The 15,055-nt window shown below is 48.7% G+C and carries 13 protein-coding genes; 9 read left to right on the top strand and 4 right to left on the bottom strand.

What is annotated here, in order from left to right; all coding sequences use genetic code 11:
• Positions 1 to 69: 69 nt before the first annotated feature.
• Positions 70 to 1,047, bottom strand: a complete 978-nt coding sequence (locus tag EYR25_RS03250) for a LysR family transcriptional regulator (protein ID WP_133178528.1) — start codon at positions 1,045 to 1,047, stop codon at positions 70 to 72.
• A 136-nt stretch (positions 1,048 to 1,183) separates the two neighbouring features.
• On the opposite strand from EYR25_RS03250, the gene EYR25_RS03245 reads away from it, so the two are divergent.
• Positions 1,184 to 2,143: a sodium-dependent bicarbonate transport family permease gene (locus EYR25_RS03245; protein WP_039978649.1), complete on the top strand. Its 960-nt coding sequence runs from the start codon at positions 1,184 to 1,186 to the stop codon at positions 2,141 to 2,143.
• 44 nt (positions 2,144 to 2,187) lie between these two features.
• On the opposite strand, the gene EYR25_RS03240 is transcribed toward EYR25_RS03245, so the two are convergent.
• Both EYR25_RS03240 and glnE read right to left on the bottom strand, forming a co-directional pair.
• Entirely contained in the window at positions 2,188 to 3,162 is a 975-nt protein-coding gene (locus tag EYR25_RS03240; protein ID WP_133178527.1) for a GGDEF domain-containing protein, read from the bottom strand.
• Between the two features lie 59 nt (positions 3,163 to 3,221).
• Positions 3,222 to 6,086, bottom strand: a complete 2,865-nt coding sequence (gene glnE, locus EYR25_RS03235) for a bifunctional [glutamate--ammonia ligase]-adenylyl-L-tyrosine phosphorylase/[glutamate--ammonia-ligase] adenylyltransferase (protein ID WP_133178526.1) — start codon at positions 6,084 to 6,086, stop codon at positions 3,222 to 3,224.
• A 265-nt stretch (positions 6,087 to 6,351) separates the two neighbouring features.
• Here glnE and EYR25_RS03230 point away from each other — a divergent pair, with 265 nt between their 5' ends.
• The 8 genes from EYR25_RS03230 to EYR25_RS03195 all read left to right on the top strand — a co-directional run bounded on the left by EYR25_RS03230 (position 6,352) and on the right by EYR25_RS03195 (position 13,366).
• The gene (locus EYR25_RS03230; RefSeq protein ID WP_023268449.1) at positions 6,352 to 7,335 is read left to right on the top strand and encodes a hypothetical protein; all 984 of its coding nucleotides are present in this window, start codon (positions 6,352 to 6,354) and stop codon (positions 7,333 to 7,335) included.
• Between the two features lie 15 nt (positions 7,336 to 7,350).
• Positions 7,351 to 8,250 (top strand): DUF350 domain-containing protein, encoded by a 900-nt coding sequence (locus EYR25_RS03225; RefSeq protein ID WP_133178525.1) that lies wholly within the window; start codon positions 7,351 to 7,353, stop codon positions 8,248 to 8,250.
• A gap of 4 nt (positions 8,251 to 8,254) precedes the next feature.
• On the top strand, positions 8,255 to 9,988 hold the full coding sequence (locus EYR25_RS03220; protein ID WP_133178524.1) for a polyamine aminopropyltransferase: 1,734 nt from the start codon (positions 8,255 to 8,257) through the stop codon (positions 9,986 to 9,988).
• 78 nt (positions 9,989 to 10,066) lie between these two features.
• Positions 10,067 to 10,480: a YjfI family protein gene (locus EYR25_RS03215; protein WP_007645549.1), complete on the top strand. Its 414-nt coding sequence runs from the start codon at positions 10,067 to 10,069 to the stop codon at positions 10,478 to 10,480.
• A 12-nt stretch (positions 10,481 to 10,492) separates the two neighbouring features.
• Entirely contained in the window at positions 10,493 to 11,182 is a 690-nt protein-coding gene (locus tag EYR25_RS03210) for a PspA/IM30 family protein (RefSeq protein WP_011715973.1), read from the top strand.
• 142 nt (positions 11,183 to 11,324) lie between these two features.
• Entirely contained in the window at positions 11,325 to 11,978 is a 654-nt protein-coding gene (locus EYR25_RS03205) for a hypothetical protein (RefSeq protein ID WP_023268452.1), read from the top strand.
• Between the two features lie 107 nt (positions 11,979 to 12,085).
• Complete coding sequence (locus tag EYR25_RS03200) at positions 12,086 to 12,415, top strand: hypothetical protein (protein WP_023268453.1); 330 nt, start codon at positions 12,086 to 12,088, stop codon at positions 12,413 to 12,415.
• Between the two features lie 126 nt (positions 12,416 to 12,541).
• Complete coding sequence (locus tag EYR25_RS03195) at positions 12,542 to 13,366, top strand: ion transporter (RefSeq protein WP_133178523.1); 825 nt, start codon at positions 12,542 to 12,544, stop codon at positions 13,364 to 13,366.
• 52 nt (positions 13,367 to 13,418) lie between these two features.
• On the opposite strand, the gene EYR25_RS03190 is transcribed toward EYR25_RS03195, so the two are convergent.
• Positions 13,419 to 14,930, bottom strand: a complete 1,512-nt coding sequence (locus EYR25_RS03190) for a CYTH domain-containing protein (protein WP_133178522.1) — start codon at positions 14,928 to 14,930, stop codon at positions 13,419 to 13,421.
• Between the last annotated feature and the right edge of the window lie 125 nt (positions 14,931 to 15,055).

The following is a 15,055-nucleotide window of genomic DNA, read 5'->3' as shown; positions in this document are numbered from 1 at the left end:
TCCCCTGATTATCAGCAACGACATATTTTCCTAAACTACCCAATCCCCACTGCCGCGCCAAGATAAGCATCATCCATTAAATCGCTGGCTTAACTGCTGAATATCCGCAGCGACCCACTCAGGTTCAATACAGTCTGCAAGTTGGCTCGCCATAAACGACACCAACTGCATAGCGGCATAGGGTAAGCGCCTGTCCCTGCGCCCCACCAGATACCAATTACTCTCCAGTGGAAATCCATTCACCGACAATATTGCGGGTTTTTCACGTCCTTCTTGCAGGGTATGCGCCGAAATCACCGATAATCCTAAGCCCGACGCCACACTTAAACGAATGGCCTCGTTACTCTCAATTTGCATAGTGTCGCTCAAGGCAATCCCTTGGGCACTACACCAAGACTCAAACATTAGCCGCGTGGCAGAGCCCGGCTCGCGCATGATAAAGCGCTCTTGTTTCAGCTCATTAAAGTTGAGGTGTTGGCGCTCAACCGCCCAATGATCCTTAGGGGCTATCAGTTGCAGCGGATTTTTAATGATCCGCGCCGATAACACATGCTCACCACTCGGGGGATGACTAAAGAGATATAAATCATCTTCTTGACGCTCGAATCGCCCCAAAATATGCGCGCGGTTGCCAATATTCAGAGTGACTTTTACCTGCGGAAATTGGCGATAGAAGGCTCCTAAAATCCGAGGCATCACGTATTTTGCCGTAGTCACTAGACCGATATTGATATGGCCCACACTACCGCCCCTCGCCTGCTGAATAAAGGCATCAAAGTCTTCAAAACGACTCAAGGTATCGCAGGCGACCCGATAGAGTTCTTGCCCGACTAGGGTCGGCTGCATTCGTCCCTCTGCGCTTACCAATAGAGGCTCACCCAAAATATCGACCAACTTTTTAAGCTGAAGAGAGACTGTCGGCTGGGTAAGATGCAAAGCTCGCGCGGCGGCCGAGATATTGCCAAGCCTGACCACCTGAACATACACCTCAAGCAGACGAAAACTTAAGTGCCGAAGTTTAAGTTGACCTTGGGAAAAGTTAATCATAGATAATTATCTATACCTAATCTGTAAACAATTTATTTTTCAATATAACGAATTGGGTTCAGAATCTCCAGCCATCGATGTTCCGAGAATCTTCTCTGAGCATATCCCTGTTGATGCCATTATTAATGAGATACTTATGCCAGATATTGTCATTGCGTTTTTCGCTTTAGGTCTGCTAGCAGGTTTAGTTAAATCTGACCTTAAGGTTCCGCCCGCCATTTACGAAACCCTGTCGATATTGTTAATGCTCACCTTAGGATTAAAGGGAGGCATGGCGCTGCATGGTCACACTCAAAACCTAGTGATCACTGAACTCATCGCAGTTATCGCCTTAGGCTTACTCATCCCCTTAGTGCTTTACCCTGTGCTGACGCGCTTAGTGCAACTCGGTCGAACAGATGCCATTAGTATCGCCGCCCATTATGGGTCAGTCAGTGCGGGCACCTTTGCCGTGGTGCTCGCCATGGTGGAAAAATCAGGGATGGAATTAAGGCCAGAAACAACCTTATATCTGGTACTGCTCGAACTGCCCGCGATTGTAGTTATGCTCTGGCTGCACAGATACTTAAGTGCTAAATCATCAGGGCAAGATGCCAAGCCGACATCCCACCAGTCGAGTATACTGCACGAAGCCTTAACCAGCCGTGGCGTAGTGCTATTGGTCGGCGGTGTCATTATTGGTTGGCTTTATGGTCCGACTGGACTAGCCCCAATTACGCCAGTCTTGATTGGTGGCTTTAAAACCCTGTTAGCCTTGTTTTTACTAGAGATGGGCTTAGTAACAGCAAAAGTTTGCTCTCCTCTACCACTCCAGCAATGGCGTTTACTGGTGTTTGCCGCTGTGACACCTTTTATCTTGGCATGGCTAGGGATTGCTGTGGGTTTATGGTTAGCACTACCAGCAGGAAGTATCTTAGTTCTGGCGGGGTTGAGTGCCAGCGCCTCCTATATTGCTGCACCAGCTGCGATACGCGCCGCGATTCCCGAGGCTAATATCGGGCTTGCTATGCTGGCATCACTAGGTATTACCTTTCCTGTTAACGTCTTGATAGGCTTGCCCTTATACCAACACTGGGTAATGCAAATTACGGGATAATGTTATTGCACGAGGGAGACCGAGGTCTCCCTTTGTATATCTCATCATTCAGGTTTATTTGAGTGATGAACGGCTTTCTCTCGATACATAGCTCGATCAGCCATATCGAGTAAATCATCGAGGTTGATATCAGACTCCGGAGACCAATGGGCAACACCAATACTCGTATCTAGTGGATGCTGCTCAGGATGCTGTTGATTATATTGGGTAAGTAATAGTTTAAAGCGCTCAACCGCAAAATTAACCGTATCGCGATGCACAAAGCTTAACAGCACCACAAACTCATCACCGCCTAGCCGTGCAATAACATCAGACTCCCTAAAGGCTGCCATCAAAATATGGGCAAAATCATAGAGTAATTGGTCGCCCTTGCGGTGGCCAAAACTATCATTAACCTCCTTAAAAAAGTCGAGGTCAAAAAACACTAAGGCCGCCTCAGCATTCGTACGACGGCAACTGGCTAAAGATTGATAAGCAAGTAATTCAAACCCACGGCGATTAGAAATCAGGGTCAATGGATCTAAGGTATTTTGCGCGATTGAAATTAACTCAGCCTCAACCATCTGGCCAAGATCCGTTAAGGTTTCGATATCATCATCGCTAAATTCCCGAGGCTCATTGCCGATTAAGCACAAGGTCCCAACCCGATACTCACCATGAATAGTTAAGGGGTAACCAGCATAAAAACGGATATGCGGGGACTCCGTAACTAATGGATTATCTTGGAAACGTGGATCCTTTAATGCATCGTGAACGATAAACACACCATCATGGTTGATAGCATGGGCGCAAAAGGAAATATCCCTTGGAGTTTCAGTCACCTCTAACCCTTGGCGAGACTTAAACCATTGACGATTCGCATCGACTAAGGTCACCACGCAAATCGGCAGGGCAAATATCCGCCGAGTCAGCCGAGTGATCCTATCAAATCTTTCCTCGGCATCGGTATCGAGTATATTCAACGCCCTTAAGGTGGCTAAACGTTGCAGCTCATTCTCAGGAATGGGAGGTAATTGCATAGCTCGCTCCGCTAATGGCACACATTCAAGGATAGACGAACTGTTAGACTCACGCAGTCCTACTCGAGTATGTTCTGGTAGATGACGAGTATCCTTTCTGCGTGCGCAGCCACATTATCATAAGCCAACTTACCGGCTTTTTGTTGCAGGGTAAGACGATGATTTTCATCCCTTAACCAGCAATAACTTTGAGTTAAGTGCTGCGCGCTCATCAGCGGCAAAAGCTCAAGCTCGGCCAGCACCCCAAAAATACGCACGTTATCAGACCAAATCGACAACTCGGGATACTCATGGGCATGAGCAAGCACTAAATATTGGGCGATAAACTCAATATCCGTGATCCCGCCGGGGCTTTGTTTTAAGTCAAACTCGCCTTCACTGACCTTGAGTAGATGGTCGCGCATCTTCTGACGCATCTCACGCACGGCCTTTTTCAGCTCGTCTTTGTCCCTTGGTTGTTCGAGCACGGAGGCGCGGATCTGGCTAAATTTAGCCGCTAAACTATTATCGCCAAACACAAAGCGTGAACGCACTAAGGCTTGATGTTCCCAGGTCCAAGCCTCCTGCGTTTGATACTCGCCAAAGCGAGCAATCTCACTCACCATTAACCCCGATGAGCCAGACGGACGCAGGCGCATATCCACTTCATATAATTCACCCGAGGTGGTTCGGGTCGAGAATAAGTGCAGAATACGTTGAGCCAGTTTCAAATAAAAATGACCCACTTCTATCGGTCTATCGCCATTGGTGAGGCTATTGGCCATGTTTTCGGGTGCTTCGTAGAGGAAGACTAAATCCAGATCTGAACCATAACCCAGTTCGATACCGCCTAACTTACCATAACCTATGACCGCAAAGCCGGTGTCATTGCCTTCCTCAAGATAACTGGGCACTCCGTGGCGCACCGCCACTTGCTGCCACGCCTGCATCACCACTTGCTCAATAATGGCTTCGGCCAAAAAGGTTAAGTGGTCACTCACCTGCATCACGGGCAAAACGCCGGTGACATCGGCGGCAGCAATTTTCAGCTGTTGCGACAACTTAAACTGGCGCAGCGCCTCCATTTGCTGCTCCATATCATCCTCAGGTACCCGCAGCAGATACTGGCGCAGCTCACTGGGATAATCATCAAGTGAAGTCGTGTCGTACAGATGCGCCGGATCGATAAGCTCATCGAGCAACATAGGGAATTTAGCAAGCTGCGCCGCAATCCAAGGGCTAGCACAGCACAGGCTCACAAGCTGCTGACGGGCGCCGGGATTTTCGCACAGCAACTCAAGATAAGTGGTGCGCGTCAGAATTTGCTCCAGCACCTTTGAGACGGGCTCGAAGGCCGCTGAAGGGCTTGGCTGATTGAGTAACTCGTCGAGCAACCTTGGCATTAATTTATCCAGGGTCTCACGGCCACGGGGGCCAATCGAGCGTTTTGTCACGGTTTCGCGCCAACTGCTGAGTAGAGGCCAGAGTTTATCGTCATCAATCTGCTGCTCGGCGAGGAGGTTGATCGCGTGGTCGGCCTGCTGCACATTCCACAGCTGCGCAGTCCAATGCTCGGCTTTTTCCTCACCTTCTTCACCGCCCACGGTGGCTTTAAAATAGCGATGAATTTTCGCCATCGCCGCCTCGATATGGGTGCGAAGATCGGTTTCGTTGATCATATCCAGCACTGCGCAAAGTCTTGCCCAATCGAGGGGATTATTTGGCAGAGTCTGGGTTTGTTTATCATCAATCGCCTGTAAGAGGTTCTCGACTCGGCGCAGTAATAAGTAACTGTGTTTTAGCTCATCGACCGCCAAGTATTCGAATTGCCCTAGGCTGTAAAGGGTATCCATGGCCCCAAATAGGCTCTGCTGGCGCAGGGCGGGCTCACGGCCGCCGCGGATCAGCTGAAAGCTTTGCACCACGAACTCCACCTCACGTATCCCGCCTGCACCGAGTTTAATATTGTCGGTTAACTGACGGCGACGCACCTCTTGGGCAATGAGTTGTTTCATTTTGCGCAGGGATTCAATCGCCGAGAAGTCGATATAGCGGCGATAGACAAAGGGGCGCAGCAAGCTGTGTAATTCGTCGGAAAAATGATTCCAAGGTCCGAGCGAACGGGCTTTGACCATGGCATAGCGTTCCCAATCCCGCCCTTGCTCTTGGTAATAATCCTCAAGACCACTAAAGCTCACCACCAAAGGACCACTCTCGCCGTAGGGACGCAGGCGCATGTCGACGCGGAACACAAACCCATCGACGGTAATTTGGTCGAGTAAATTAACTAGCCGCTGCCCCATACGGATGAAAAACTGTTGGTTATCGAGGCTTCGACGCCCGCCCACGGTTTCGCCATGTTCGGGAAAGGTAAAAATCAGGTCGATATCGGAGGAGAAGTTCAGCTCACGCCCACCGAGCTTGCCCATGCCCAAAATAAGCAAAGGCTGCGGATTGCCCGCCTTATCCATAGGCGTACCATATTGGGCGCACATTTCCTTATAGAGCCAATCCCTTGCACCGATCACTAATGCTTCGGCAAGTGCTGAGAGGTCTAACAGTGATTCTTCTAAGCTGGCGTAATCTAAAAAATCTCGCCATGCTAAACGCACCATTTGATAGTTACGGAATCGGCGTAATTGACGTTTTGCGAGGTCTTCTGTCGTCGCACTGCTTAACTGTTCGTTTAGCTGGGCATCAAAGGTTAGCCGCTCCACTTGCTGCAAATCGCCCGCGAATAAAGTGTTAATCCACTCGGGTGACCGAGTTAATTGCACTGCGATATAATCGCTTAATCCTAAAACGTTTTTCAGTTCCTGCTGCTGCGCAGGTGTTAAATTTGCCAGTCCTTCTGACCATACTTCGGCAAGACGTGCCCAATGACGCTCCGCGGCTTGAGTAATGAGGGGAGACAATGACTTATTACTGTCTTTTTGTACGGCCATAATAATCCCTAACAAATTTAAACATCGACATATTATGTCATAAATGATATAGAATGAAATCACATCAGGTTTGATGCCATTGTCATGCCTAAAGGCAAATTCTCGCATTATCCCTTCATGGCAGATGCGAACTCAGCCCAAAAGAAAGTAACCCCTCTTTTTTGGCTGTTTAGGGTACTATAACCTGTGAGGCAAACATATTGGGCAAATAGATTATTATTGACTGCCCATATTTGAGTTTTATTTCAGCACTTTTGGAGAAAACATGGCAGGAATGCTAATGCGGGTTCTCACGTCGATGCTCATTTTGGCTGCGACCTTATCGCTTACAGGTTGTGGCGATGACAGGCCAGAGAAAATTGAGAAGTATCAACAACTCACAGAACAGCGCCTCTCGACACTCAATACTATGCTTGAGGACGGTCAGGTGCGTAACGCCAATCTGCTCAAGCAATATAGCAGTTTGCTAAAACAGCAAAAGCCTGATTTAGCACCATTAGTGGATGAATTAGCCAAGGATGCAACCGCCGAAGGGCCTATGTATACCTCGCTGAAGCGTCGTTTAGCTGATGCCAAAAATTCGGCCAACTTTACCGATCTCGACCAGCAACTCAACGAGGTTGAGAATCTCTACCAAGCGGCCGATCCTAGTCTATATAACGACATGCTTTCCGATCCTGTTAACGTGATCGCCGATATGTCTGAGGGCAAGCTTGCCCGCGTCAATGCCATCAGCCGTGAGGCGGCGGCCCTTGCCAATAATGCCGAAGATTTTGGCCCTGGTAGTCAATTGGTGGGTAACCCGGCTTACGGCAGTTGGCAGACAGACTCAAGCGGCATGTCCTTCTGGGCTTGGTACGGCATGTATTCGATGTTTTCGAATATTTTTCAACGTCCTATTTATTACGACCGTTGGTCGGGTAATCGTGGCTACAGCTATTACAACGACGTAGGTCGCTATCGCTATACTTCGCCAAAACAAGCACAGGCGCAGGAAAAAACCTTCGAGCAGACCAAAAAACGTTTTGATTCCCAAGGGAAACGCTTCGATAGCCCCTATGCTAAATCGCGTACAGGTGCCACGGCGCTCTCCCGTGAGAGCAGCAGCGCGCCTAAAACCAATACCGCAAGTACCGCGAATAAGTCGGGTGCGCAGTCAGGCAGCAAATTCCGTTCTAATTATTCTAAAGACAGCAGTTTCCGTAATTCCAGCAACCGCACGACCCGCAGTGTGCGCCGAGGCAAGTAACCTAAAGGATCTCTTATGACATTATTTCAGGATTTCGGTATCACACCAGAGCTAGTCACCATACTGGCAATTGACCTCACTATTGCAGTTATCTTATTGACATTAATGCGTTATTTGCAGGGCTGGAGTGTGAGAGTCAACAGCAGTAAAGAGCTGGCTGAACGCGATAACTTTGCCTTTGGGATCAGTACCGCCGGCGCAGTTGCCGCACTCGGCATAGTGTTGACAGGCGCAATTACTGGCGCTGCTGCGCCCTCCTATTTAACCGAAGCCATTGGCATGAGCGCCTACGGGTTATTTGGCTTAGTGCTGATTAAATTCGGACGCTATTTACACGATAAAATCGCACTAAACGAGTTAGATAAGAATCAGCAAATCCTTAAAGGTAACGTATCTGTCGCCATTGTAGATGCCAGCGCCGCCATCGCAACCGCGATCATTATTCGCGCCGTACTGCTATGGGCCGAGGATTTAACACTCGACACCTTTATTGCCATCTTCAGCGCCTTTGCGATTTCGCAGTTGATGCTAGTGCTACTTACCCGCCTACGTGAAAAACGCTTCGCGAGTCGTAATCAAGACTCCTCCATGCAACAGGCACTCGCCCAAGGCCACACGGCATTAGCCATCCGCCACGCAGGCTTTATGATCGCCATGGCGCTAAGCTTTAATGCCGCGAGTCATTTTATCCTGTTCAACCCAACCGCCTATGTGACTAACATCATCGGCTGGTTAGTGTTCTCCATCATCATGTTGGTCGTACTGACACTACTGCTGTTTGTGATCAAAAAGCTGGTGCTGGCACGAATCAATTTAGCGGATGAGGTCGAAAGACAGCACAACATTGGTATCGCTGCCGTAGAAATGGCCATCAGTATTGCTATCGCACTTATTCTCACGGCCCTAATGGCGTAATCCAATGCACGAATCCCAAACAACCTGCTCGGCGACTCAAGCGGTAAAAACGAGTCGCCTAAGCTGGTTCGATGATGTCCTACTATTGGGCATTATGGCCGTACTCGCTGGGTGCGGCCTGATCTACGAATACCTGTTGTCCCACTACGCAGGCCGGATCTTAGGCGCGTTAGAAGCCGCCATTTACACTATGATCGGCCTGATGATCGTCTCCATGGGTCTTGGCGCCTTTGCCGCTCGCAAAATTAAAGATGCCTTTACCGGCTTTGCGGTGCTGGAACTCACGGTCGCGCTCTGTGGCTCGCTGGCGATTTTAATTACCGCTGCCGTGATAGGTTTTGGTCAGCAACTGCCGATGCTTATCGCCTCCACCTTAGGTTTACCACCGGATCAACTGCCCGAAGGTGGCATGATTGGCTCGCTGCAAAAGTTGAGCGAACATCTGCCCTATGTCTGGGGCGTTTTGCTCGGCTTGATGATCGGGATGGAAATTCCGCTGATCGCGAGGGTGAGACAATCCTTATCAGATGAACACTTACTGCATAACGCTGGTACCATTTATGGCGCCGACTATATTGGCGCAGGGATTGGCGCGGCCATTTGGGTCGGCTTTATGCTGGCCATCGATATTCAACTCGCCGCCGCGCTGACCGCGAGCTTTAACTTGCTCGCGGGCTTTGTGTTTATCTGGCGTTTTTGGCCCAAAATCCAAAGGGCGAAATTATTGCTCGCGGGGCATTTTGTGGTCACGGGCGTATTATTGCTGCTCGCCATTCAAGGGCCGAGTTGGGAGCAACAGTTCAACAATCTGCTCTATAAAGACAAAGTGGTTTACGCTAAGGCCACGCGCTTTCAACAACTCACCTTTACCGAACGTTTACGCGGCAATGGCCTCTCCCCCATATACTCTTTGTATATCAATGGCCGATTACAGTTTTCGAGTATCGATGAGCATATCTACCATGCGTTTTTAGTTCACCCAACGCTTGCGGCAAGCGCTCGCCACAACAAGGTATTAATCATTGGTGGTGGTGATGGACTGGGCCTTAAGCAAGTACTGCGCTGGGAACCTGAGCAAGTGACCTTACTCGATCTTGATGCCGCATTGGTGCAACTCTTTAAAACGCCCGATACAAATATGCCTAAGCGTCTAAGCCAAGCCCTGTTGGCCCTCAATGGCAATGCCTTTAACGATCCTCGCGTTAACGTGATCCACGACGACGCCTTTAATGGTGTCGATAAACTGATTGCCGCAGGGGAGAAATACGATGCCATTATTGTAGACCTGCCCGATCCTAGCCATCCCGATCTAAATAAGCTCTATTCGGATTATTTCTATCGCAAGCTCAAGGAACTAATGAGCAGTGATGGTGCTCTGACTGTACAGTCAACCTCGCCCTATCACGCACAAAAGGCCTTTATCTCAGTAGCAAAAACCTTGGCCTTAGCGGGGTTTGATGTAAAACAATATCACCACAATGTCCCTAGTTTTGGTGAATGGGGTTGGAGTATCGCCACCTTAAATGGCAAAGATGCTCAACATCGTTTGGCACAGCTGACAGAGTTGCCAATTGCAGATGACTGGTTAACCTTAGGTTTAGTTAAAGGCGCCTTTGAATTCCCAGCCAATTTTTATCAGGATGCGGCCAATATTAAGCCCAATGAACTGGGGTCATTACAGTTGTACCATTATCATCAACAGGCTTGGTCCGAAACCCAAGGACTGGATCTTTTTTAACGGATAAAGATAGTGCTTGACATATTATGTCTTAGTGCTATCTTTGAACACAGACATAATATGTCAATAAGGACAAATATGAATATCCATACTCTTGCAAATCACCTCAACAGCCTTGGCAATAACAGCCAAACCGGCTTCCAATTCGATTGCTATCCAATTGATGGTGAAGTCGAAGTGTTGCAAGTGAATGTGGTCGGCCGTGAAGAAATCCCGGTATTCGTATCGGTTACGGACAACCAAATTCTCTGCATCAGCTACCTATGGGGCGAGAACGAAGTAAACCAAGAACGTCGCAGCGAAATGTTTGAAACCATGCTCGAATTAAACATTCCAATGCCATTGTCAGCCTTTGCCAAAATTGATGACAAATACGTGGTTTACGGCGCGCTGTCCCTGCAATCTAGCATGCTCGAAATCGAGCAAGAGTTAGCAGTCTTATCCGATAACTGCTTAGAAGTTATCGATGAAATGGTCGACTATCTGAAATAAGGAGCCACTACTATGGGCATTCTGAATAAAATTTTAACAGCGTTTCGCGGTGGTGCCACCGAAGTAGGCCAAAGCATCGTAGACGCAAACTCGACTCGTATTTTCGAACAGGAAATCCGTGATGCCGAGAAACACTTAACCAACGCTAAGCGCGAACTGACCGATGTGATGGCGAAAGAAATGCAAGCCAGCCGCGAAGTTGACCGCTTAAAGCGTTCAATTGCCGAACACGAAGGCTATGCAACGCAAGCTTTAGATAAAGGCAACGAAGCCTTAGCCATTGAAGTGGCTGAAAAAATTGCTCAATTAGAGCAAGAACTGGCTGAGCAGCAAACTGCTAATGATAGCTTCAGCGCCCATGCAGTACGCCTAAAAGATTTAGTGAAGAAAACTGAGCGTCAACTGTCTGATTATCAACGTCAGTTAAGCATGGTTAAAACCACCGAAAGCGTACAAAAGGCAACAGCGACCATTACCGACTCTTTTGCCTCAAGCAACTCTAAGCTGCTGAATGCTAAAGATTCATTAGAGCGTATCAAGGCGCGTCAACAACAGTTTGACGACAGATTGAAAGCCGCTGAAACCTTAGCCGAAGAAGGCAGCGATAAATCATTGCAAGCCAAATTAGCCGAAGCTGGCATAGGTGAGCAAAAATCGAATGCCAACGCCGTGCTCGAACGTATTAAGGCACGTAAAAGCTAATTCATGATTGACCAAACGCCGAGCACCGATGGGACCATCACCCCCTATTGTGCTCGGCTTTTTTGTTTTAGACACGCGAATATGTCCAATCACCCACTCATAGCGTGAGCTTTGGCATAGTGCGCACTGTTTAGGAGCGAATATGGGATTTTTTAACAGTATTTTTGGTAAAAAGGCGCCGCCAGCGCGTGAACTCAACCATCCCTCTGCGCTCAAGATCGGCGATATGATCTCCATCGACAATAGTTTTGCTCTGCCGCCACAATTGCGCGGTCAGCAACTCAAAGTCGAAGCGGTGAATACCTATGAGTTTGAACGCAATCAGCAAACCGAGTGGGTACTTAAGGGGCATGGTAGCGAAACGCTATTTTTGAGTATTGAAGAGGACGATGAAACTTACCTCGCCTTCTCCCTGAAAATTACCCGCGCCCAGGTGGAACAGTTATTCGATTTAGAGCAATTCAGTACCCTTTTCGATGAACCAGGCCACGCCGAACTCACCACCCAAGAGTTGTCGCCACAGTTAGCCGAGCAGCTCGAACAATGGCTGGGTAAGCAATACCATCAAGTGACCTTTGCGCTGTTTGGCTATTTTCACCGCGAAGACTACCGCGGCCTAAAACCGCCGCAGGATGCCAATGGTGCAACCGGCGAGCCCTTCGAATATTATTTACTGCTCGACGATGACGAAAGCCGCGCGGTAGAGGTAGAAGTGTACGAAGGCGGTGATACGGACGTAGTGCTGACCTTATACCGCCCCTTGTCGGACATTCGCGACTACTGGCCCGGTCAGTAAGCTTTAGCATACGATAAAGTGCGCCACTCGCACTTTATCGCTTAAGCCATTACAATCCCAATTAAATTCGCTCGAAATGTACGGTTGATAACAACAGGTAGCGCCTAATGAGTAAAACGAAACACCCTCTGCCAGAGCAATGGCAGAAAAACCAAGATGCCGCAAAAGCGACGCAAGTGGCCTTCGACCTCGATGAAAAGTTTCAATATTCAATTCGTAAAGCCGCACTCGATGCGGGTGTCAGCCCTTCCGATCAGATCCGCACCATTTTAGGCTTAAGTGTTTCAAAACGTCCGACTCGCCCCCGTCTAACCGTATCCCTTAATGCCGATGACTATGTTCAACTTGCTGAAAAATATGGTCTTAGTGCCGATGCCCAACTTGAAATAAAGCGCCGAGTACTGGAAGATCTCGTCCGTTTTGTCGCTAAGGATTAATTGTTAGCGCGTCTTTTAAAGGCCCGATAATTCTAAGTCGGGCGATTTATCACAAAGTTAATTTACTCGAAGCGTAAACTCTTTTACCTTAGATATTCGCCTTAAAACACAGGGATCATGTTAGGCATGACAGATAAAACCCCTTGGTCGCTCCGCTCTCTGGCTAATCCATCTCCCTTCGAATTCGCTATGATGCTGCTATCGTTATTGTCAGTCATCATAGTGCTGGTAATGACCTTCGGCCGCCTCGATATAGAAACCTACCGGCTACTGTTTTTTATCGATACCACGATTTGCATGATTTTTATGATCAACTTTTTCGTTGGCCTGTTTCGCGCGCGGGATAGACTCTTTTATCTGCGCCATCATTGGATCGACTTCATCGCCAGTATTCCCGCCATCGAGGCACTGCGTATCGCGAGGGTATTCCAAATTCTGCGGGTAATCCGTTTAATCCGCATGAGTCGATCTTTCCTTATCCCATTGATAAAGCAGCGTAAACAAGCCACCTTAGCCAGTTTACTGGTCGCTATGGTGACCATTTTAACCTTCGCATCTATCATCATCCTGATAGTCGAAAGCGGTACTGAAGGCGCCAATATCCAAACCGCTGAACAAGCTATTTGGTGGGCTTTAGTGACCATTTCAACCGTGGGTTATGGTGATTTCTACCCTGTCAGCACCGCAGGGCATATTGTTGGCGGCATAGTGATTGTCAGTGGCGTGAGCTTTTTCGGGGTGATTTCGGGTTATATGGCCTCGGTATTTGTCGCCCCCGATGAAAGCGAGCGCCAAGAGCGTCAAGACGCGCATAAGGCAGAGATTAAAAGCGAACTCGAAATGGCCCTTGCTAGAATGGAAGAAAACCAGCGGCAGATGGAGCAGAATCAAGCGCAGATGTTGGCCAAAATTGCTGAGTTAAAACAAGCATTAGAAGCCCAAAAGAATTAGGAAGGCAATGCCTTCCTAAGCTTTATTCAAAGTGATGCCGACCAATCGGCCGTTACCAATAAGTTGTTTGCGTCATCGCGTTTTGTCTCGACGCCTCCATCGCAAAAAGTAAGCTTTGCTGCTTAGCCTCAAGCCAGTCGCTTAAGTCGATGCCAAGGGTTTGCGCCGCCAACGTTAATTGCTGATAACAAGCTAAGGTTCTAATCCCTAACACTAAATCCTGCCAAGGTGCCCTAAAGGCATCGCGGGATTTTGCCTCATACAAAAGCCCATAGGCCTGCCCTACTTGAATACTCTCATCGAGTAACGCTGCACACTGCAGATAATCCTCGGCGGTCATGGTCTTATCGCTTGGCATCGCAGCCAAAACAGCCTGCCATGAAGCTTCCTGCGCATGATCAGCATGCTGGGATAACCCAAGCTCTGCGGGCAGCTCGATGTTACCCGCGCTGAGCGCCAATAGGATCTCGACAATCGCCAACTGCAATTGACCATATTCAACACTTTGCCAAAGTGAGGTTAACCGCCCCGTGATATCCATGGCTTTAAATTGCAGCTGTAGTTGTTGCATCAAGGCTTGACGGGCGTCATGCCGAGTTAATAAGCCTTTTTGACTGCCCAGCAAGGCCGCTAGGGCCTGTGCATCCTCAATGAACACCAGCTGGGATTCAATCAGAGTAAAGTGCTGCATCAAAGTAGCGTTAGCGAGACCAAACTGGCTCAGCGTCATCCGTACTAAACGGATACAGGCGCGCATCCGCCACCATAGGGCAATTACGGCTTCGTTATCTTGTTCTTCGGCAATCATGGCTTCGAGCAACTGCCAACGCTCGAGTGCGGTTTCCAATAGCACTTGGCAGGTAGCCGTTAAATCCTGTTGATGGGGCTGATGCAGGTTGAGATCTTCAGGCACGGGCAGCGGTAAAAACTCGAGCGCATTTAAGGTTAACGGCTTAGATTGCCCCGCGAGTCGATAACCGCGCTGCGCCTTACTGGCTTTACCTAAACGAACAGGAACGCTATCGGCCACTTGCGTCGCCAAGGTTAATAAGGCACTGGCATCCCCCGACAATAGCTCAAATTCGAGTTCGCAGAGCGCTTCATGCTGACCATTAGCGGTAATATCCCCCGTGTCCAAGGCAACCTCGATAAGGCTCTCTCCTATAGTCACATGCCAGGCGCGACGATAAAAATCGGTATGAAATACGCAGCCAAGCGCCGCTTGCACTGATGCTAAATCGGCATTGGCGGGCCAGATACTGGCGGGAAAGAGGCTTAAATTTGGGCTGTCGGCTTCAATGGTGACGTTATATTCGGGACGAGAATGGATCCCGCCCACCACTTGCCCCGCCGTCTTAATGGTTTGCTCTTTGTGACCATCAAACCCGCGCACCCTTAACCCCATGTCCCATTGGCGTAATTGTAATCCGGGGGTATCAAAGTAACCGTTGCTTAAGCGACGCTTTCCCTGCGGAATGGCGTTTGGCAGGCTATCTAACTTATTTATCAAGGATTCTTGAAACTTAGGGAGGAAAAACAGTTTTAATTCTATCTCTGCATTCATTGCGGCACCGCTCATTTTGTCATCAAAGATTCATTGATGCGTCACTTTTAGTTCATAATGTCACAAATGTGTCATAAAAATCCCGTAGGATTTGGTTTTGAAGTTGGTATATAACCCGTTAGAAT

Source organism: Shewanella decolorationis, from assembly GCF_004354305.1.
Classification (GTDB): Bacteria; Pseudomonadota; Gammaproteobacteria; order Enterobacterales; family Shewanellaceae; genus Shewanella; species Shewanella decolorationis.
This window is presented reverse-complemented; position numbering and strand designations above follow the sequence as displayed.